The 18,041-nt window shown below is 68.3% G+C and carries 23 protein-coding genes; 14 read left to right on the top strand and 9 right to left on the bottom strand.

Annotated features, from left to right (window positions below; translation table 11 throughout):
- Genes EV137_RS10900 through EV137_RS10890 form a run of 3 tightly spaced genes read right to left on the bottom strand, consistent with a single transcriptional unit; the run spans position 1 to position 2,159 of the window.
- Positions 1-759 carry a hypothetical protein gene (locus EV137_RS10900; RefSeq protein WP_202870881.1) on the bottom strand — a complete coding sequence of 253 codons (759 nt, stop codon included), beginning with the start codon at positions 757-759 and terminating at the stop codon, positions 1-3.
- A gap of 39 nt (positions 760-798) precedes the next feature.
- Positions 799-1,671: an aminoglycoside phosphotransferase family protein gene (locus EV137_RS10895; protein WP_134128224.1), complete on the bottom strand. Its 873-nt coding sequence runs from the start codon at positions 1,669-1,671 to the stop codon at positions 799-801.
- A 41-nt stretch (positions 1,672-1,712) separates the two neighbouring features.
- The gene (locus tag EV137_RS10890) at positions 1,713-2,159 is read right to left on the bottom strand and encodes a MarR family winged helix-turn-helix transcriptional regulator (protein WP_202870880.1); all 447 of its coding nucleotides are present in this window, start codon (positions 2,157-2,159) and stop codon (positions 1,713-1,715) included.
- 83 nt (positions 2,160-2,242) lie between these two features.
- Between EV137_RS10890 and EV137_RS10885 the strand changes: the two genes are divergently transcribed.
- Complete coding sequence (locus tag EV137_RS10885; protein WP_134128222.1) at positions 2,243-3,601, top strand: FAD-dependent oxidoreductase; 1,359 nt, start codon at positions 2,243-2,245, stop codon at positions 3,599-3,601.
- Here the strand turns inward: EV137_RS10885 and EV137_RS10880 are convergent, their stop codons facing one another.
- Positions 3,602-4,060: a MarR family winged helix-turn-helix transcriptional regulator gene (locus EV137_RS10880; RefSeq protein ID WP_134001874.1), complete on the bottom strand. Its 459-nt coding sequence runs from the start codon at positions 4,058-4,060 to the stop codon at positions 3,602-3,604.
- A 151-nt stretch (positions 4,061-4,211) separates the two neighbouring features.
- Here EV137_RS10880 and EV137_RS10875 point away from each other — a divergent pair, with 151 nt between their 5' ends.
- On the top strand, positions 4,212-4,781 hold the full coding sequence (locus EV137_RS10875) for a YceI family protein (protein WP_134000675.1): 570 nt from the start codon (positions 4,212-4,214) through the stop codon (positions 4,779-4,781).
- A 40-nt stretch (positions 4,782-4,821) separates the two neighbouring features.
- Here EV137_RS10875 and EV137_RS10870 read toward each other — a convergent pair whose 3' ends face one another.
- Entirely contained in the window at positions 4,822-5,421 is a 600-nt protein-coding gene (locus EV137_RS10870; protein ID WP_134000673.1) for a TetR/AcrR family transcriptional regulator, read from the bottom strand.
- Positions 5,422-5,495: 74 nt separating this feature from the next.
- Between EV137_RS10870 and EV137_RS10865 the strand changes: the two genes are divergently transcribed.
- The 3 genes from EV137_RS10865 to EV137_RS10855 are packed head-to-tail and all read left to right on the top strand — an operon-like array spanning position 5,496 to position 8,626.
- A complete protein-coding gene (locus EV137_RS10865; protein ID WP_134128220.1) occupies positions 5,496-6,641 on the top strand; it encodes an acyl-CoA dehydrogenase family protein in 1,146 nt (381 codons plus the stop codon).
- Between the two features lie 12 nt (positions 6,642-6,653).
- A complete protein-coding gene (locus EV137_RS10860) occupies positions 6,654-7,874 on the top strand; it encodes an acetyl-CoA C-acetyltransferase (protein ID WP_134000668.1) in 1,221 nt (406 codons plus the stop codon).
- Positions 7,874-8,626: an SDR family oxidoreductase gene (locus EV137_RS10855; RefSeq protein ID WP_134000666.1), complete on the top strand. Its 753-nt coding sequence runs from the start codon at positions 7,874-7,876 to the stop codon at positions 8,624-8,626. The genes EV137_RS10860 and EV137_RS10855 overlap by 1 nt, the downstream gene beginning before the upstream one ends.
- Here the strand turns inward: EV137_RS10855 and EV137_RS10850 are convergent.
- Positions 8,623-9,189 carry a TIGR03086 family metal-binding protein gene (locus EV137_RS10850; RefSeq protein ID WP_238175219.1) on the bottom strand — a complete coding sequence of 189 codons (567 nt, stop codon included), beginning with the start codon at positions 9,187-9,189 and terminating at the stop codon, positions 8,623-8,625. The two genes, EV137_RS10855 and EV137_RS10850, sit on opposite strands and share 4 nt — an antisense overlap.
- A 54-nt stretch (positions 9,190-9,243) precedes the next feature.
- Here EV137_RS10850 and EV137_RS10845 point away from each other — a divergent pair, with 54 nt between their 5' ends.
- From EV137_RS10845 to EV137_RS10835, 3 genes are all read left to right on the top strand, one after another.
- A complete protein-coding gene (locus EV137_RS10845) occupies positions 9,244-10,215 on the top strand; it encodes a helix-turn-helix transcriptional regulator (RefSeq protein WP_134128218.1) in 972 nt (323 codons plus the stop codon).
- A gap of 206 nt (positions 10,216-10,421) precedes the next feature.
- Positions 10,422-11,324, top strand: coding sequence for a GNAT family N-acetyltransferase (locus tag EV137_RS10840; RefSeq protein ID WP_134000662.1), 903 nt, complete (start codon positions 10,422-10,424; stop codon positions 11,322-11,324).
- Between the two features lie 95 nt (positions 11,325-11,419).
- Complete coding sequence (locus EV137_RS10835) at positions 11,420-12,304, top strand: GNAT family N-acetyltransferase (RefSeq protein ID WP_134128216.1); 885 nt, start codon at positions 11,420-11,422, stop codon at positions 12,302-12,304.
- 9 nt (positions 12,305-12,313) lie between these two features.
- Here the strand turns inward: EV137_RS10835 and EV137_RS10830 are convergent, their stop codons facing one another.
- Together EV137_RS10830 and EV137_RS10825 are read right to left on the bottom strand one after the other, a co-directional pair.
- On the bottom strand, positions 12,314-12,769 hold the full coding sequence (locus EV137_RS10830) for a MaoC family dehydratase (RefSeq protein ID WP_134128214.1): 456 nt from the start codon (positions 12,767-12,769) through the stop codon (positions 12,314-12,316).
- 23 nt (positions 12,770-12,792) lie between these two features.
- A complete protein-coding gene (locus EV137_RS10825; RefSeq protein ID WP_134128212.1) occupies positions 12,793-13,551 on the bottom strand; it encodes an SDR family oxidoreductase in 759 nt (252 codons plus the stop codon).
- A gap of 168 nt (positions 13,552-13,719) precedes the next feature.
- Between EV137_RS10825 and EV137_RS10820 the strand changes: the two genes are divergently transcribed.
- From EV137_RS10820 to EV137_RS10800, 5 genes are all read left to right on the top strand, one after another.
- Positions 13,720-14,145 carry an acyl-CoA thioesterase gene (locus EV137_RS10820; protein WP_238175218.1) on the top strand — a complete coding sequence of 142 codons (426 nt, stop codon included), beginning with the start codon at positions 13,720-13,722 and terminating at the stop codon, positions 14,143-14,145.
- Positions 14,146-14,165: 20 nt separating this feature from the next.
- Positions 14,166-14,561, top strand: a complete 396-nt coding sequence (locus tag EV137_RS10815; RefSeq protein WP_238175217.1) for an acyl-CoA thioesterase — start codon at positions 14,166-14,168, stop codon at positions 14,559-14,561.
- Between the two features lie 16 nt (positions 14,562-14,577).
- Entirely contained in the window at positions 14,578-14,997 is a 420-nt protein-coding gene (locus tag EV137_RS10810; RefSeq protein ID WP_134000652.1) for a globin, read from the top strand.
- 26 nt (positions 14,998-15,023) lie between these two features.
- Positions 15,024-15,455, top strand: a complete 432-nt coding sequence (locus EV137_RS10805; RefSeq protein ID WP_130381255.1) for an OsmC family peroxiredoxin — start codon at positions 15,024-15,026, stop codon at positions 15,453-15,455.
- 78 nt (positions 15,456-15,533) lie between these two features.
- A complete protein-coding gene (locus EV137_RS10800; RefSeq protein WP_134128210.1) occupies positions 15,534-16,229 on the top strand; it encodes a GNAT family N-acetyltransferase in 696 nt (231 codons plus the stop codon).
- Here EV137_RS10800 and EV137_RS10795 read toward each other — a convergent pair.
- A complete protein-coding gene (locus tag EV137_RS10795; protein WP_238175216.1) occupies positions 16,177-16,908 on the bottom strand; it encodes a mechanosensitive ion channel family protein in 732 nt (243 codons plus the stop codon). The genes EV137_RS10800 and EV137_RS10795 overlap by 53 nt on opposite strands.
- A gap of 101 nt (positions 16,909-17,009) precedes the next feature.
- On the opposite strand from EV137_RS10795, the gene EV137_RS10790 reads away from it, so the two are divergent.
- Positions 17,010-18,014 carry a DUF2157 domain-containing protein gene (locus tag EV137_RS10790; protein ID WP_134128206.1) on the top strand — a complete coding sequence of 335 codons (1,005 nt, stop codon included), beginning with the start codon at positions 17,010-17,012 and terminating at the stop codon, positions 18,012-18,014.
- The last annotated feature ends 27 nt before the right edge of the window (positions 18,015-18,041 follow it).

Below are 18,041 nucleotides of genomic sequence, written 5' to 3'. Positions count from 1 at the left end.
TCAGCCGTCGCCGCCGCCCCCTCCGTCGAAACCACCGCCGTCGAAACCACCGCCCCCGTCGAAGCCACCGAAGTCGTGTCCACCCGGGTCTCCCCAGCCGCCGACCGCGCCACCCTGCGTCTGGAAACTGGCGAGCGCGATGTAGCTCGCGCCTGCACCGGCTGTGAAGTACCCCATGCCGTACGGCGTGATTGCGGCGCCGGCCTCCCAGTACGGGACGCGGCGGCTGCCGTACCGGACGTGGCGGACCTCCGGCTCGTCACCGGCGCGGATGCGGGCCGCGTCCTGCGCACACGCCGGTACGGTCCGGGTGCCGACCTTCGGCTGGGTCCAAACGATGTCGATCGCTGACGGCCCGTGCTGTGGATTGAAGAAGCACGGCACCCGTCGCTCCGGCACAGGTACGCCCCGCATGCGCGCCTGGACGCACGTGATCGCGTAGCGCCCGGTCGCCAAGGTGTCGGTGACCGCGCTGATCCCCTCGGCCTTGCGGATGCCTTTGACGGCCCGCTGCGCCGCTTCGTACGCGTCGAGCGCGACCTGGTAGTCCGATCGCGCGTCCGGGTCGAGCGGGCGACCTTCGACCTGCGTGTCCAGCCGCCGCAGCTCCTCGCCGAGCAGCGTCACGTCCTCGTCGGCCAGCTTGCGGATCTCCTCCAGCTCTTCGGCGTCACCGCGCTGCGCGGCTCGCCGGTCCCAGAGGTACCTGCCCGCGAGTGCTGTCCCTCCGCCCCCCAAGGCGGCCAGCAACCACCACATCTTCCGAAGGTAGCGCCGTCGAGCAGTCGCGTCTGCGTCCTAGGCCGTCTGAGTTCGGTAGTCGGTCAGGACGTTGTCGATGACCCGGAAGTCCTCGGTGATGAGGGCCTTCCAGAGGGCCCAGCCGCGGGCGCGGGCCCACGTGCCCGGGTCCTGATCGACAGCGTCACGGAACGCGGCGCGGGACGAGCCGGAGAAGAACGTGTAGGCGATGACCAGGTCGCAGGCAGGGTCGCCCACACCCGACGTACCGAAGTCGATCACGGCGGACAGATGACCGTCCTGGACCAGGAGGTTGCCGTTGGCGATGTCGCCGTGGAACCACACCGGCGACTGATCCCATGACGTCGCCAGCGCCGCGTCCCACACCTCACGCGCGAGATCGGTGTCGATCCTCCCCTTGAGTACGGCGAGGGCCGCGAGCGTCTCGTCGTGGTAGTACTCCGGTGGCGCGCCGCGATGGAAGCTGTGCGCACCGGCGGCTGGTCCACCGGTCGCGTCGATGCCCTGCAAGGCCAGGATGAATGCCGCGATCGACCGTGCGAACTCGTCCAGATCGGCAATGGTTTCGACCGACGCGGTCTCGCCCGGGATCCACCGCCGGATCGCCCACGGATACGGATATCCCTCACCGGGTGCGCCCTTGGCCACCGCTTCGGGAATCTCGACCGGGAGCTGCGGGCCGAGAACCGGCAGCCACTGGTGCTCCTTGTCGACGGCAGCCACGTAACTCGAGTGCGTCGGCAGCCGCGCGGTCAGCCCGGAGCCGAGCCGGTATGTCCGGTTGTCCCAGCCGTCGATCTTGACCGGCGTCACCGGCAGGTCGGCCCACTGCGGGAACTGCTGTGCGAGCAAGCGCCGTACGAGATCTGCGTCGATGCCGGCGCGGCCGTCCTGATGGAAATCCGTCATCGCACAAGCGTCCCGGAACCCGTCGACGGTCTCAAAAGGGTTTAGTCAGGGACTACAGCGTTGTCGATCGCGTCCTTGAGGAAGGCCGAGATCGTGCGAAGCTCGGTCTCGGAGCGGGTTGCCAGGACCGCCTGCATGCTCTCGCCCTGCTCGGCGTACAGCGGCACCAGCTTCTCCTGGATCGCCTGCAGCGACGGCGTGACGACGACCTTGCGGCGATCACGCGGATCGGCCTCCCGGGTGACGAAACCGTGCGACTCCAGCCGGTCGATCACGCCGGTCACCGTGCCCGACGTCAGGCCGGTGTGCTCGGCGAGTTGCCGGGGCGTCATCGGGCCGTAGGTCTGCAGAAGCGTCATGAACTGGGAGTCGCTGGCGCCGAGGCCGACCTTCGCGGAGACCGCGTGGTTGAACAGCACCACGCCGGCGATGAACCGAACCATCCGCTGCTGGATCTCGCCGGCGAGCTCTTCTCGGGAACTGGTCATGGTCCGCCTCAGCATAGAGCTTGCATTTCTCTCGGATCTCCAAGATACTCGAAACTCCAAGATACTTGAGAAGGCGAGAGATCATGAAGGTGCTGGTAATCGGCGGCGGGACGGGCGGGCTCGCGTTGGCGCACGGACTGCAGCGCGCGGGGATCGAGGTGTCCGTGTTCGAGCGCGACGCGCTGCGGACGGACGGCCTGCACGGTTACCGGGTCGGCATCGACCCGGACGGCAGCCGGGCGCTGCACGCGCTGCTGCCGAAGGACCTCTACGACACGTTCGTGGCCACGAAGGCGCGCGACCCGAAGTACTTCAACATGCTGACCGAGGATCTCAAGGAGCTGCTCTCGCTCGAGCTGCCGGAGTCGACCGACCCCGTGGAGAGTGAGAAGTCGATCAGCCGGATGACTCTGCGCCAGGTGCTGCTGACCGGCCTCGACGGCATCGTGGAGTTCGGCAAGGAGTTCACCCACTTCGAGCAGCACGAAGACCACGTGACGGCGTACTTCGCCGACGGTACGAGTGCCACCGGCGATCTCCTGGTCGGCGCCGACGGTTCAGGATCCCGCGTACGCCGTCAGTACCTGCCGCAGGCGAAGACCGAGGAGACCGGGATCGTGGCGATCGCCGGCAAGCTGCCGATCACCGAGGAGAGCGCGGAACTCCTGCCGCCGAAGGTGTTCGAGGGGATCTCGCTGGTCAACGCACCGCGTGGGTTCGCGTGCATCCTGCACGTGATGGAGTTCCAGTGGGACCACGACGGGAACGTCAAGGACGGGATCGGCGGCAACACCGAGGAGCTGATCCGGCGCTGGCCGGGACTGCAGTTCGACAACACCCGCGACTACATCAACTGGGGACTGTCGGCGGCCAAGGACAAGCTGCCGGCGAACATCATGGAGCTCCGCGGCGCGGAACTGATCGAAACAGCGCTGGACGTGACGCCCGACTGGCATCCGAATCTGCGCCGGCTGTTCGAGCTGACCGATCCGGGCACGTGCTTCCCGGTGAACATCTGGACGTCGGTCCCGCTCGACCCTTGGGAGAGCAGCAATGTCACGCTCCTCGGGGATGCGATCCACACCATGACGCCGGGCCGCGGTGTCGGCGCGAACACCGCACTGCGTGACGCCGTGAACCTGTGCCGGAAGCTCATCGACGTCCGTGACGGCAAGCAGGAACTCGTTCCGGCCGTGCGTGACTACGAGGCCCGGATGGTCGAGTACGGCTTCGACGCGGTCCTCAAGTCACGCGCGCAGATGACGTCCGACGACCCGGTGCACAAGCCGGGCATCGGCCGGCTGGCGCTGGCAGGCATGCGTACGGCGATGCGCACGGTCAATCACCTGCCGCCCGCCAAGCGCCGGATGCGCGACCAGATGATGACCTACCGCGGCGCCAACCGCGACGAGCTCACCCTGGAGATCGCCCCGCGGCCCTGACTAACGCTGGCCGATGTGCTCGGAGACGGCGTCGAACACGCGGCCGACCGCGGCGAAGTCCTCGGGGCTCGCGAGGTCGACCAGGTTCTCCCGGACGCCTTCCACGTGGTACGGCGCGGCCTGCTCGAGCAGGGTGAAGCCGGCGTCGGTCAGCTCGGCCCACACGCCGCGCTTGTCGCTCGTGCACGACGTACGGCGGACCAACTCGGCGGCCTCGAGGCGGCCGACCGTGTGGGTCAGGCGGGACCGGCTCTGGTGCAGCCGGTCGGCCAGGTCGGCCATCCGGAGCCGCCGGTCGGGCGCCTCGGAGAGCCGGACCAGGATCTCGTAGTCGTTGATTCCGAGGCCGAACTGGCGCAGGTCGTCGTCGAGTTTGGCCATCAGGCGTGCGGTGCCCAGCAGGTACGCACGCCACGCGACCTGCTGCTCGGCGTTGAGCCACCGAGTCCCCCGGTCCATCTCAGTCTCCATCGTCACGGGAACAGTGTAGCGGGAATGTAGTTGACTTTTAAACCGTTACTGCCTACTGTCGTAGTCATCGGTTGAAGTTTTAACTATAGACCTGGCTGCGTCGCCCCCGACCAGCAACAGCACTTTCCGAGAGGACCCCATGAGCGACACCACCACCGGCACCCTGACCAGCAGCATCCCCGGCCTGGTCGCCGGCACGTATGCCATCGATGCCGCGCACAGCGAGATCGGCTTCACCGTCCGTCACCTGATGACCAAGGTGCGCGGCACGTTCCAGGAGTTCAGCGGCGAGATCGTCGTCAAGGACACCATCGAGGACTCCGCGACCAACGTCTCCGTCGAGCTGGCCTCCGTGCACACCCGCAGCGAGCAGCGCGACGGGCACCTGCGCTCCGGCGACTTCTTCGACGCCGAGAACAGCCCGAAGATGACCTTCGTCAGCACCGCGATCAAGCCCGAGGGCGACGACTACGTCCTGGCCGGCGAGCTGACCATCAAGAACGTCACCAAGCCGATCGAGCTCGCGGTCGAGTTCCTCGGTGTCGACCAGAACGCGTACGGCCAGACCATCATCGGTTTCGAGGCCTCCGCGTCGATCAGCCGCAAGGAGTGGGGCATCGACTTCAACGTGCCGCTCGAGGGCGGCAAGCTGCTGATCGGTGACAAGGTGGACATCCACCTCGACGTCCAGGCCGCGCTGCAGGCCTGATCTCCGAGAAACCCCCGCACCAGGTGGTGCGGGGGTTTTGTCATGCCTGGACCATGCGGTGCGCGAGGTCGGCGTACAACTTGCCAAGAGCTGCGGGGTCGCCGCGGTGGGGCGTGTACCAGCGGGCTACGTCGATCGACAGCGAGAGCACGGCGAGGGTCGTGCCGGGCAGGTCGGCGACGGCGAAGGTGCCGTCCTGTACGCCGTCTGCCAGCACTTGCTCGATCTGGGCCGAGATGGCGCGGCGGATCGTCGCGACCTCTGCCAGGTGCTCGGGGCTCAACGCTGCGAGCTCGTACTGGACGACGCGCGCGATCGTGTGGTGTTGCGCGTGCCAGGCGGTGAATGCGGCGACCAGAGAGCGCAGCCGGTCCGCAGGTGTCGGGCCGGCGTCGGCGGACCGCAGTACGTCGAGGGCCGCGTTGTGGCCGTACAGGCTGATCTCGAAGAGCAGGCGTTCCTTGGACGGGTAGTGCACGTACAAGGCGGCCGGGCTCATACCGGCGCGAGAGGCGATGTCGCGGGTCGTCGTGGCCTGGTAACCGCGCTCCGCGAACGCGTCGACGGCACCGGTGAGCAGCCGGCGGGCTGCGGCCGGCTGAACGTGCTCCCACACCAGGGGATCGGTGACTGCGGACACGTTGACACCTTGCACCAAACGCGTGAAGCTAAGCAAGCGCTTAGCCACGCATCTCACACCTTGGGGAGGCCTAGATGGAGCGCGTCATCTTCAACGAGGACCATCACGCATTCCGAGCCAGCGCCAAGGAGTACTGCGAGCGCTCGCTGGTGCCGCGGATGGAGCAGTTCCTCGAAGAGAAGACGATCGACCGTGCTGCCTGGCTGGAGGCCGGCAAGCAGGGCTTCCTCGGGCTGGACGTGCCGGAGGAGTACGGCGGATCCAGCGTCGGCGACTACCGGTTCAACGCCGTGTTCGCGGAAGAGGTGTCGAAGGTCTCCGCGTCGCTGTCGAGCTGCTTCGGCATCCACTACGACTGCTGCGCGCCGTACTTCGTGGATCTCGGGACCGAGGAGCAGAAGCAGCGCTGGCTGCCGAAGTTCTGCGCCGGTGAGTACGTCGCCGCGATCGGGATGACCGAGCCGTCGGGCGGTTCGGACCTGGCCGCGCTGAAGACGACCGCGAAGAAGGCCGACGGCGGCTGGGTGCTGAACGGGTCGAAGACCTTCATCACCAACGGCGACATGGCCGATCTGGTCATCGTCGCCGCACGGACCGACCCGTCGAAGGGCGCCAAGGGCATCACGCTGTTCGTGGTCGAGGAGGGCATGGAGGGCTTCGCCCGCGGCCGCAAGCTCGACAAGGTCGGCCAGACCGAGTCCGGTACGTCGGAGCTGTTCTTCGAGGACGTGTTCGTCGGTGACGACAACGTGCTCGGCGAGGTGGACCGCGGCTTCATCCACATGATGGAGCGGCTGGCGCAGGAGCGGGTCGGCGCCGCGGTGTCGAACATCGCGCACGCCACCCAGATCCTCGACGAGACCATCGAGTACGTGAAGCAGCGCAAGGCGTTCGGCCAGCCGGTCGGCTCGTTCCAGTACAACAAGTTCCTGGTCGCCGAACTGGTCACCAAGGCCGAGGTCACCCAGGCGTACGTCGACAACGCGATCGTCGCGCACGACGAGGACCGGCTGTCCGCGGTCGACGCCGCGAAGACGAAGTGGTGGAGCGCCCACGTGCAGAACGAGATCCTGGACGCGTGCGTCCAGCTGCACGGCGGGTACGGGTACATGAACGAGTACCGGGTCGCCCGCGCCTGGCGCGACGCCCGCGTGACCAAGATCTGGGCCGGCTCGAACGAGATCATGAAGGAACTCATCGGCCGCGACCTGGGCCTGTAGAAAGGAACCGTTGTGCCTGAAGCAGTCATCGTGTCCACGGCCCGCTCGCCGATCGGCCGTGCGTACAAGGGGTCGCTGACCACGATCCGGCCGGACGACCTCGCCGTACAGATGATCAAGGCGGCGGTCGACAAAGTCGGGCTGACCGGCGACCAGATCGAAGACCTCGCGCTCGGGTGTGCGGAGCCGCACGACGAGCACGGCGGCAACATGGCGCGTCGGGTCGCGGTCCAGCTGGGCTGGGACAACACGCCGGCCACCACGGTCAACCGGTTCTGCGCGTCGTCGACGCAGACCGCGCGGATGGCGTACCACGCGATCAAGTCCGGTGAGGGCGACATCTTCGTCAGCGCCGGCGTCGAGTGCGTCTCGCGGTACAAGAACTTCGGCTCGGCCGGGGTCGGCGACCCGAGCTCGTTCAACCCGGTCTTCACCGACGCGGTCGCGCGGACCGAGAAGTACGCCGAGACCAACGACACCTGGCACGACCCGCGTGCGGACGGGCTGATCCCCGACATCTACATCTCGATGGGCCAGACCGCGGAGAACGTGGCGACGCTGCGGGGGATCAGCCGGGAGGATCAGGACGTGTTCGGCGTCCGCTCGCAGAACCTGGCCGAGAAGGCGATCAACAACGGGTTCTTCGAGCGCGAGATCACTCCGGTGACGCTGCCGGACGGGACCGTGGTGAGCAAGGATGACGGGCCGCGGGCCGGTACGACGCTGGAGAAGGTCAGCCAGCTGCAGCCGGTGTTCCGCCCCGACGGCACCGTGACGGCCGGGAACTGCTGCCCGCTGAACGACGGCGCCGCCGCGGTCGTGATCATGAGCGACACCAAGGCGCGCGAGCTCGGACTGACGCCGCTGGCGCGGATCGTGTCGACCGGTGTCAGCGGGCTGTCGCCGGAGATCATGGGCCTCGGTCCGGTCGAGGCGTCGAAGCAGGCGCTGGCGCGGGCCGGGATGAGCATCAGTGACATCGACCTGGTCGAGATCAACGAGGCGTTCGCGGTACAGGTGATCGGGTCGGCGCGTGAGCTCGGCATCGACGAGGACAAGCTGAACGTGCACGGTGGGGCGATCGCGCTCGGCCACCCGTTCGGCTCGACCGGCGCGCGGATCATGACCACGCTGGTGAACGGCCTGCAGTTCGAGGACAAGCAGTTCGGTCTCGAGACGATGTGCGTCGGCGGCGGTCAGGGGATGGCGATCGTTCTCGAGCGCCTCAGCTGATGGCGCTGGACGGCCGTACGGCGATCGTCACCGGAGCGTCCCGCGGTATCGGGCTGGCGATCGCGCAGCGCCTGGTGGCCGACGGCGCTCGCGTCGTCATCACCGGCCGGACCCAGGAGACCCTCGACGAGGCGGTCAAGACCCTGGGCGGCCGGAAGCACGCGCTGGCCGTGGCCGGCAAGGCGGCCGACCCGACGCATCGGGGCACGGTCGTCGCCGCGGCGGTCGCGACGTACGGGTCGGTGGACCTGCTGGTCAACAACGCCGGCATCAACCCGATCTACGGGAAGCTGCTCGACGTCGACCAGACGGTCGCGGCCAAGATGGTGGACACCAACGTGCTGGCCACGATCGCCTGGGTGAAGGCCTGCCGGGACGCGTGGATGCGCGCCCACGGCGGGGCTGTGGTCAACCTGTCATCGGTGGCCGGCCTAGGGCCGTCGCCGGGCATCGGGTGGTACGGCGCGACCAAGGCGATGCTGTCCCGGGTCACGCAGGAGCTGGCGGTCGAGCTGGCCCCGGAGATCCGGGTGAACGCCGTGGCTCCGGCGGTGGTCAAGACCAAGTTCGCCGGAGCGCTCTACGAAGGGCGTGAGGACAAGGTGGCGTCGACGTACCCGTTGCGTCGGCTGGGCCGGCCGGAGGACGTCGCCTCACTGGTGTGGTTCCTGCTCTCCGACGAGGCGTCGTGGATCACCGGCCAGACCATCACCATCGACGGCGGCCTGATGCTGAACGGCGGGATCGCCTAGGGCCGGCGGCCCTGCCAGCCGGCCAGTTGGTCGTACGGCGCGGCGTCGTCAGCCACTGGTACGACAGGAGCGAACGGAACGTGCCCGCCGCGCTGCTCGGCCGGGACGAACTGGCGCACCATCGGAAGCACCTGTGTCGCCAGAGCGTCGTCCAGCTGGTCCAGACGACCAGTGGCCTTCGCCAGGTCCCACGAGTGCGTGGTGAGCTCACCTGTGTACGCAGCGATCGCAGCTGCGCCGGGCAGGGTGCCCCACGGCAGCTTGCAGGTCCGGCCGAGTACGGCGTCGTCGGCGAGGGTGGCGTCCAGAGCGACGCGGCGTTCCTTCCAGGCAGCCGGTACGTCGTCGACTCGAGTGGTGACGACAGGGATGGTCAGCGGGTCGCCGCCGTTCAATGCGAGGTCGATGCGCGCGACGACGGTCAGCAGGTGGCCCAGCAGTGTGCGGACGTCGTACTCGTCGCAGGGGGTCGGTAGGACGAGGTCGTCGGGCCCGGTGGTGTCGACGAGTTGCTGGGTCTGGTCGAGTGCGCGGACGAACAGTGCGCGTGGGTCGTTGGTCATGGAGACAGCTTCCAGGGCTATATACGACATCTTCTGTCCCATATTGTTGGTGACATGCGAGCGGACCGGTTGTTGCAGATCATCCTGTTGCTGCAGCGGCACGAGCGGTTGAGTGCGCGGGACCTTGCCGAACGGTTGGAGGTGTCGACGCGGACGGTGATGCGCGACATGGAGGCGTTGTCCGCGGCCGGCGTACCGGTGTACTCCGAGCGGGGGCGCAACGGGGGCTGTGTGTTGCTGCCGGGGTACCGCGCCGACGTGAGTGAGCTGACGCCGCGTGAGGCGCAGGCGTTGTTCGCGTGGTCCGGGCGGGCGGCGTTGTCGGAGGAGCTCGGGCTGCAGGATGCGTTGCACTCGGCGATGGGGAAGCTGTCCGCGACGTTGCCGGTGGAGTTGCAGGGGGACGCGGACGCGTTGTCCGGTGCGATCGTCGTGGACCGGCGACGGTGGTTCGCGGAGGCGGAGGACACCGGTGCGTTGCCCGTACTGCGGCAGGCCGTCGTCAAGCGGCGGCGGGTGCGACTGCGGTACGCATCGGCGAGTGAGGGCGTTCAGCAACGAACTGTGGACCCGTGGGGGCTCGTCGAGCAGGCAGGGCGGTGGTACCTGGTGGCGGCGCATCGCGGGGCGGCGCGGATGTACCGGGTGTCCAGGGTCGAGCAGGCCGACGTACTGGAAGAGGCGGCGGAACGGCCCGACGGGTTGGACGTCCGCGCCGAGTGGGAGCGGCTGCGGTCCGGCCTCGAGCGGCAGGCACCCGTCGGGGTCGACGTACTGGTCCGGGTACGGCCGGAGAAGGTGGAACTGATCCGGCGGATCGCCTCGCCGATGCTCGCCAAAGGCGAGGTGGCGCGCGATGTCCCGTCGGACGACGAGTGGCCGCACTTGCGGTTGCACTTCCGGGTCCGGGAGGCGGCGTCCGGCGTACTGCTCGGATTCGCGGGCGACCTGGAGGTGCTCGAACCCGGCGACCTGCGCTCCCGGATGCTGGAGCTGGCCCAGGCCGCGCTGGCGACCTACGGCTGAAAGTCGGACGCCCCGCCGCCGGTGACCCCGTCGCGTGGAACCACGATGGCACTTCCGGCGGTCGGGGCGATCAGTCCGACAGCACCGCGCCACTTTAGTACGAGTCCGCTACACAGCCGAATCACAGGACTCTCGCCGCCGTTGCGATCGCGTTGCGCCTTGTTAATGCGTGGCGTGGGTACGGCGTGCTGGCTAGGGTCCGGGGCATGAGGACCCGGGCGGTGGTACGGCAGGCCGTGGCAGACGACGCCGAGGCAGTGGCGGCGGTACGGCGGGTGGTAGCGCCGTACAAGGTCATGTCGCCGGCGGCGACGCGGCACATGCTCACCGTCCAGTCGCCGGGGGAGCGGTTCCTGCCGTTGGTCGCCGAACGCGATGGCGAGGTCGTCGCGTGGGCGTCGGCCGGCCTGAACGTCTGGACGAGCGAGCCGGGCCAGGCCCACCTGAGCATCTACGTGCACCCGGACCACCGCAAGCAGGGCATCGGCAGCGAGCTCGCCGACCGACTGCACCAACACCTCACCGAGGTCGGAGCGGTCCGTGTGCGGACGTTCGTGCAGCCCGAGGGCCTCGAGTTCGCCCACAACCTCGGGTACGACGGGACACGGCAGATGCACTTCTCCGGCGTCGAGCTGACGTCGTTGCCCGAGCAGCCGGACACGCCCGAGGGGATCGAACTCGTCGCCTTCGACACCGTGGACCCGCACGCGGCGTACACGGCCGACGCGATCGCCTCGCTGGACGAGCCGAGTGATTCGCCGCTGGACTCGGTCGACTACGACCGGTGGCTGGAAGAGATCTGGAACGGCCCGGCGCTGGACAAGTCGCTCAGTGTCGCGGCGATGGCCGGCGACGAGATGGCGTCGTTCACCGTCGTCGAGACGCACGGTGACCGGATGTGGTCGGGCATGACCGGCACGATTCCCGGGCACCGCGGGAGAGGGCTGGCGAAGCTGGTGAAGTCGGTCGCTCTGCGGCGCGCGGCGGCCGCCGGAATAAGCTCGGCGTACACCTCCAACGACGACGAGAACGGGCCGATGCTTGCCATCAACAACTGGCTCGGGTACCGACGGGTGCAGACTGAGCTGGGCCTGCTCAGAACCCTCTGAGACAGACCTGTAACGGGTTGCCTTCCGGTATGCACCTGAAATGGCGTTAGATTCCGGGGGACTTCGCTGTCGTTGGAGTGCCCAAGGAGTTTCAGATGGAGATCAGGGCGGCTGAACCGGGGGATGTGGACGGGGCCGTCGCGCTCCACGACGCGCTGGTGCCGTACCTGGTCGTCACCCGGAACTCGCTGGTCCGCAGACTCGCCGGGCCGACCGCGCCGGGGCGCGGAACGTTCGCGGCGCTGGACGACGATGAGCTGGTGGGCTGGGCGTCGTGCGGACTGATCGGCGGCTCGGACCCGCTGGGCGGCGAGCTGCGGTTGCTGGTGCGGCCGGAGGCCCGCGGCCAGGGGATCGGCACCCGGCTGCTCGAGGAGATTCACGCCGATCTGCGGTCGGCGGGAGCCACCTCGGCGCGGGTGTTCGCGGACCCGAACAGTGTGGAATGGGCGGCGCGATTCGGTTACCGGCAGACCCGGCAGGTGCACTACGCAGGGATCGATCCGCGCAAGGTGCCGGACCTTCCCGAGGTCCCGAGCGGGGTGGAGCTGGTCCCGTTCACCGCGGTCGATCCGCGGTTGCTGCACGCCGCCGATGAGGTTGCCCAGCGCACCAAGCCGGGTGACGCGAAGATCTCCTCGCAGCCGTACGACGGATGGCTCGCCGACATCTGGAACTCGCCGGACCTGATGCGCGCTGTGAGCGTGGCTGCCAGGTACGAGGGACGGATCATCGCGTTCACCCGCAACCACGGCGACGGCACCAAGATGTGGTCGAGGATGACGTCCACGCTGCCGGAATACCGCGGTCGCGGGCTCGCCAAGCTGGTCAAGACCGCCGCGCTGCACCGCGCCGCCGAGGCCGGCGTGCAGGGCGCCTACACCGCCAACTACGACGGCAACACGCCGATGCTCGCCGTCAACGAATGGCTCGGCTACCACCGCATCGCCACCCACGCGGTGCTGATCTGCCCGCTCTAGGCACGAAAACTACGGCACGAGCAGTACGACGGTTTCCGCGACGCAGGCGGGCTTGGTGGAGCCTTCGAGCTCGATCACCCAGTTCAGTGAGACCTGGACGCCGGCGGCCGTCTCGACGGCATTGGAGATCGAGGCGCCGGCGCGGACCCGGCTGCCGACCGGGACCGGGGCGGGGAAGCGGACCTTGTTGACGCCGTAGTTGAGCTTCGCGGTCACGCCCTCGACCTTGAACAGCTCCTCGCCGAAGCGGGCGATCAAGCTCAGCGTGAGGTAGCCGTGTGCGATCGTTCCGCCGTACGGACCCTTGGCGGCCCGCTCGACGTCGACATGGATCCACTGGTGGTCACCGGTCGCCTCGGCGAACTGGTTCACCTGCTCCTGGGTGATCTCCAGCCACGCGGTCTCACCGAGCGGCGTGCCGACCGCGTGCACCACCTCGTCGACGCCGTCGAACGTCTGCGGCATGTCGGCTTCTCCTCAGTTCCCTGTTAGTTGCGGGGTCCGCCGGCGACGTACAGGACCTGGCCGGACACGAACCCGGCCTCCTCGCTGCAGAAGAACGAGGCCGCCGCGGCGATGTCCTCCGGCTTGCCGGTCCGCTGCACCGGGATGCTCGCGGCAGTGGCTTTCTTGAACTCCTCGAAGTCGACGCCGACCCGGGCCGCGGTGGCCGCGGTCATGTCGGTCTCGATGAAGCCCGGCGCGATCGCGTTCGCGGTGACGCCGAACTTGCCCAGCTCGATCGCGAGCGTCTTCGCCAGACCCTGCAGACCCGCCTTCGCGGACGCGTAGTTCGCCTGGCCGCGGTTGCCGAGCGCCGAGGTCGACGAGAGGAAGACGAGCCGTCCGTACCTGGCCTCGACCATGTGCGCCTGGCAGGCCTTCGACATCAGGAAGCTGCCCTTGAGGTGCACCGACATGACCGTGTCCCAGTCGTCCTCGGACATCTTGAACAGCAGGTTGTCCCGCAGTACGCCGGCGTTGTTGACCAGGATCGTCGGCGCGCCGAGCTCCGCGACCACCCGCTCGACCGCGGCCGTGACCTGGTCGGACTTGCTGACGTCGGCGCCGACGCCGATCGCCTTGCCGCCGGCCTCGGTGATCGCCTTCACGGTCGCGTCGCAGGCGCCCTCGTCGAGGTCGATGACCGCGACGGCGTTGCCGTCCGCGGCGAGCCGCTGCGCGACGGCCGCGCCGATTCCCCGGGCCGCCCCGGTCACGATCGCCACCCGCTGCTGCGTGCTCACGCCTCCACCTCGCTTCGCTCGGCTCCGGCGTGAGCACAGTGGGCTGCTCTGCTATTTGTTCGCTCGCTACGCTCGCTCACGCCACTCCAATCGGTGCACTGGTCTGCCGGGGATGACATTACCCACGGTCAGTCACCGGGGTAGTGCCCCGGATGACATGATCGTCGTGTGGATCATCACAACCGCCACGTCTACCACTGCCCGTTGCGCTGGGGCGACATGGACGCACTCGGACACGTGAACAACGGCCGGTACGTCGACTACCTCCAGGACGCCCGCGTCGATTTCCTGTTCCGGACAGCCAAGGAGCTCGGCGCCGACAACCTCGAGACCGGCCTGCTGGTGGCCCGGCACGAGGTGCAGTACCGCGCGCCGCTGCACTTCCGGCCCGAACCGGTGCGGATCGAGCTGTGGATCAGCGAGATCCGGGCCGCGTCGTTCACGGTCGACTACGAGATCCTCGACGCCGAACCGGAACGCCGTACCTATGTCGAGGCGAAGACCAAGCTGGTCCCGTTCGACTTCGCGGCCAACCGCCTGCGCCGGATCACCCCGGTCGAGCGGGTCGCCCTCGAGAAGTTGGTGGGCGCGTGATGTACACACACCCTGTTCTGGTGCGATGGTCGGACATCGACTCGTACGACCACGTGAACAACGTGCGGTACTTCGACTACCTGCAGGAGGCCCGGATCGCGTTCCTCGGGCAGGTGATGGAGACCACGGGCGACTTCTTCGCGCAGTACCCGTGCGTGCTGGTCAGCCAGACGGTCGACTACCTGCGGCCGATCCTGCTGCGGCACCCGCCGTACGACGTGGACGTGTGGATCGCATCCGTCGGTACGTCGTCGTACACGCTCGGCTCGCGGATCGTCGATCGCAGTGGCGAGTCGGAGGACGTGTATGCCAAGGCGGAGTCGGTGATCGTCGCCGTGGACGGTACGACGCATGCGAAACGACCCCTCGGAGACCCCGAACGGGCAGCCCTGCTCAAGCATCTTGTGACCACTTGAGAGACTAGATCCCGAGATGACTGAGCAGCAGAGCTTCTACGACGCCGTCGGTGGGGCGGAGACCTTCCACCGATTGGTGGCAGCGTTCTACCGTGGTGTTGCCGCCGACCCGGAACTGCGGGCGATGTACCCGGAGGAGGACCTCGGTCCGGCCGAGGTGCGCTTCCGGATGTTCCTGGAGCAGTACTGGGGCGGCCCCAAGACGTACTCCGAGCAGCGTGGGCACCCCCGGCTGCGGATGCGGCACGCCCCGTTCGCCGTCACCCCGACCGCGCGGGACCGCTGGCTCGGCCACATGCGGGCCGCGCTCGACGAGATCGGCCTGTCCCCGGAGCGGGACGAGGAGATCTGGCGCTACATGGTGATGGCCGCCCACAGCATGGTGAACACCGACGAACCGCAGTACCCGGGCGCGATCGACGTGTCCGGCCGCTGAACCTTCTTCTAAGGAGAAACACGAGCATGGCTGCTACCCGTACCGCCAAGGCCCACTGGGAAGGCTCGCTGCTGGAGGGCGGCGGTCAGGTCAACCTGGAGTCGTCCGGGCTGGGCTCCTTCGACGTGACCTGGGCCGCGCGCACCGAGCCGGAGGCGAGCGGCCGGACCAGCCCCGAGGAGCTGCTCGGCGCTGCGCACTCGGCGTGCTTCTCGATGGCGCTGTCGCACGCGCTCGCGCAGGCCGGCAACCCGCCGGCGTCGCTGGACACCCAGGCCGACGTGACCTTCCAGCCCGGTGAGGGCATCACCGGCATCAAGCTGTCCGTGAACGGCAACGTCCCCGGCCTGACCGCCGACGAGTTCGCCGAGTTCGCCGAGGGCGCGAAGAAGAACTGCCCGGTCTCGCAGGCACTGACCGGCACGACCATCACCCTGGACGTCACCTTCACCGCCTGAGCCTCCGGCCCCGAACGCCTCCCGCGCAGAGTCCTGCGCGGGAGGCGTTTTGTCGGTGGGGCCGTGCAGACTCTGCGCATGCTTGATGCCTTGCTCGACAACCACCTCGCCTTCCTCGCCGCCCATCGAGGTTCGGTACGACGGTCCGCCGAGGCGATCGCGGTGGTCGGGGAGTCGGAGGAGTTCTCCGCGTGGATACCACTCACGCCCGATGCGATGATTCCGGCCGACGTGCGGACCGTTCGGCTCGTGCCCTGGAGCGGAGCGGGGTGGGAAGAGCGGTTGGCCGCGGCGGGGTTCGAGGCTGCCGAGGTGCTGGTGCACATGGAGGCGCCGGCCGGGGCAGCGGTTGGAGAGCCGGTGGCTGCGATCGACACGGAGGCGGACGCGGTGGCGTTCGCCGAGGTCCAGAGTGCGGTGTTTCTCGACGTGGGGGAGCCGGACTACGACTGGTGGCAGAAGATGTTCGTCGAGCAGGCCTTGCAGAACTACCGGGAGCCCGCCCAGTCGCTCTACCTGCTACGCGTGGATGGGGATCCGGCCTCGATCACGTTGGTACTGCGGACCGGGTCGGTCGCCGGCGTGTACGCGGTCGCGACCAAACCGCAGTACCGCGGCCGAGGTCTGGCGACGCGGCTGCTCGCGCAGGCGCGCCGGGACGCGGCCGGTGGGCGGCTCACCTTGCAGGTGGTCGAGGGTTCGGACGCCGAGCGCCTGTACCTCAGCGTCGGCTTTCGTCCTGCTTACCGCTCGCCACACCTTCGTCGGTCTTGACCTCTTCTTCCTTCTCGGTGGCGGAACCGACACCGGAGGAGGCGCCGCTGTTCGGGTCGCGGCTGGTCAGGTTGCCGACTCGGAGCACTTCGCCGTTGCGGACGTACCAGGTGGTGCCGTCCTCGCCGCGCAGGGTGGTGATCCGCAGGCCCACCGCGACCACGACGCCGGTCGCCTTCTCCATGTCGATCAGGTCGCCGACGCCGTACTGGTCCTCGAAGATCATGAACACGCCGGCCAGGAAGTCCTTCACGAGCGTCTGCGCGCCGAACCCGAGCGCCACGCCGATGATGCTCGCGGACGCGATCACGGGCATGATGTTGAAGCCGAGCTCGGCGAGCACCATCACCACCAGGACGGCACTCAGCACGATGGTGACCGCACTGCACAGCAGCGAGGCGATCGTCTCGGCGCGCTGGGACCGGCGCTCGGTGGCGAGCGTGCTCTCCACGAACCCCTGGCCGAGCTTCGACTTGGCCAGGACACCGGCCACGGTGCCGTTGCCGGTCCGCCGGGCGAACCGCCGGATCACCTTGTGCAGCAGCCAGCGGAGCACGAAGAAGCCGATGATCAGGCCGGCGATCCGAGCAGGCACGACGACGACCTGGTCGGTCACCTCCAGCTTGCCGTCGTTGCCGGTCCGGAAGAAGGTCGGGAAGGCATCTGGCAGGCTCAGCAACGGTGAAAACAGGGGGTGACTGACTAAGGACACAAGGTAGCTGGTCAGAATAGGCATCTCGCCGCCTGATGTTAGTAGGACAGACAAGGAGACGGAAAAGCATGTCGAGCCGGCTGGACGACGAGCTTTCCAGGCTCGTGAGTGCTGGTGTGCTGCGCCAGTACCAGGCCGACTCGATCCGGGATGCCGCCGACGCGGAGATCGACGCGGCACTCGCGGACCCGGGCCGGCCGCGCCCGCCGCAGGAGCCCGAGGGGCCTGAGCCGGCCGAGGCGGAGCCGCTGCCCGTTGCGGGCCACACCAGCGCGCTGGTCGAGGTGCTCGGCTACATCGGCGGCGCCTTGTTGCTCGGTGCGGTCGCGCTCCTGACCCTGGCGAACTGGGGCGAGATGGGGCGTGCCGCGCGGATCACCACCGGTTCGGCGGCCGCGGTCGCCCTGCTCGGTTCGGCCGTGGTGCTGGCGCTGCTGCGGCGCCGGGAGCAGCTGAGTTCGGCGCTCGCCGCCCTGGGGTGTTGTGTGGCCGGGTTCGCGACGTTCGTGGCGATCGAGGGGGAGGCCGGGCGGGTCGTCGGGGTGGCGGTCGCGCTGGCCCTGGCCGCCGGTGGACTGTGGTGGCTCAAGGAGCCTTCGTTGCTTGTGGCAACGTTTGGGATCCTGGCCGTGGGTGTGTTGGTGATCACGGCAGATGTCCTCACTCCGGACACCGGATCGGCTGCCAACAGCGCAGGGATCGCCGGCACCGGTTTCATCCTCGTCGCGTTCGTCTTCGCGATGCTGGGTCTGGTCCGCGATCAGGTGACGTCGTGGTCACTGGCCGGAGCGGCGATGTTCAGTTCCTCGATCTGCTGGCTGGTGCAGGAGCGCGGCGAGATCATGGCACTCGCTGTCGGTACGGCGGGACCTGCGGCGTTGCTGGTCGCGTACGGGCGGACACGGCGTCCGGCGTACGCCGTGGTGGGCTGCTCGATCCTCCTGGTCATCTGGCCGACCGCCCTGTACCAGCTGACCGACAACCTTGCCGGCGTGGCCATCGGCCTCGTCGTAGCCAGCGCAGTCCTCCTGCTCGCCGTACTGATGCTGAGCCGCCGCCGCCCGAACGAGTAGCGCAACGCGCGCCGTTTGGCCGTTGGT

The organism is Kribbella pratensis (assembly GCF_004366075.1).
GTDB classification, from domain to species: domain Bacteria; phylum Actinomycetota; class Actinomycetes; order Propionibacteriales; family Kribbellaceae; genus Kribbella; species Kribbella pratensis.
Note: the sequence above shows the minus strand (reverse complement) of the source record. Positions and strands in the feature narration are given on the sequence as shown.

Excerpts from the sequence above, each read along its gene's own strand:
- EV137_RS10900 (WP_202870881.1), bottom strand. The coding sequence starts at position 759 with ATGTGGTGGTTGCTGGCCGCCTTGGGGGGCGGAGGGACAGCACTCGCG.
- EV137_RS10895 (WP_134128224.1), bottom strand. The coding sequence starts at position 1,671 with ATGACGGATTTCCATCAGGACGGCCGCGCCGGCATCGACGCAGATCTC.
- EV137_RS10890 (WP_202870880.1), bottom strand. The coding sequence starts at position 2,159 with ATGACCAGTTCCCGAGAAGAGCTCGCCGGCGAGATCCAGCAGCGGATG.
- EV137_RS10885 (WP_134128222.1), top strand. The coding sequence starts at position 2,243 with ATGAAGGTGCTGGTAATCGGCGGCGGGACGGGCGGGCTCGCGTTGGCG.
- EV137_RS10880 (WP_134001874.1), bottom strand. The coding sequence starts at position 4,060 with ATGGACCGGGGGACTCGGTGGCTCAACGCCGAGCAGCAGGTCGCGTGG.
- EV137_RS10875 (WP_134000675.1), top strand. The coding sequence starts at position 4,212 with ATGAGCGACACCACCACCGGCACCCTGACCAGCAGCATCCCCGGCCTG.
- EV137_RS10865 (WP_134128220.1), top strand. The coding sequence starts at position 5,496 with ATGGAGCGCGTCATCTTCAACGAGGACCATCACGCATTCCGAGCCAGC.
- EV137_RS10855 (WP_134000666.1), top strand. The coding sequence starts at position 7,874 with ATGGCGCTGGACGGCCGTACGGCGATCGTCACCGGAGCGTCCCGCGGT.
- EV137_RS10850 (WP_238175219.1), bottom strand. The coding sequence starts at position 9,189 with ATGACCAACGACCCACGCGCACTGTTCGTCCGCGCACTCGACCAGACC.
- EV137_RS10845 (WP_134128218.1), top strand. The coding sequence starts at position 9,244 with ATGCGAGCGGACCGGTTGTTGCAGATCATCCTGTTGCTGCAGCGGCAC.
- EV137_RS10840 (WP_134000662.1), top strand. The coding sequence starts at position 10,422 with ATGAGGACCCGGGCGGTGGTACGGCAGGCCGTGGCAGACGACGCCGAG.
- EV137_RS10835 (WP_134128216.1), top strand. The coding sequence starts at position 11,420 with ATGGAGATCAGGGCGGCTGAACCGGGGGATGTGGACGGGGCCGTCGCG.
- EV137_RS10830 (WP_134128214.1), bottom strand. The coding sequence starts at position 12,769 with ATGCCGCAGACGTTCGACGGCGTCGACGAGGTGGTGCACGCGGTCGGC.
- EV137_RS10810 (WP_134000652.1), top strand. The coding sequence starts at position 14,578 with ATGACTGAGCAGCAGAGCTTCTACGACGCCGTCGGTGGGGCGGAGACC.
- EV137_RS10805 (WP_130381255.1), top strand. The coding sequence starts at position 15,024 with ATGGCTGCTACCCGTACCGCCAAGGCCCACTGGGAAGGCTCGCTGCTG.
- EV137_RS10800 (WP_134128210.1), top strand. The coding sequence starts at position 15,534 with ATGCTTGATGCCTTGCTCGACAACCACCTCGCCTTCCTCGCCGCCCAT.
- EV137_RS10790 (WP_134128206.1), top strand. The coding sequence starts at position 17,010 with ATGTCGAGCCGGCTGGACGACGAGCTTTCCAGGCTCGTGAGTGCTGGT.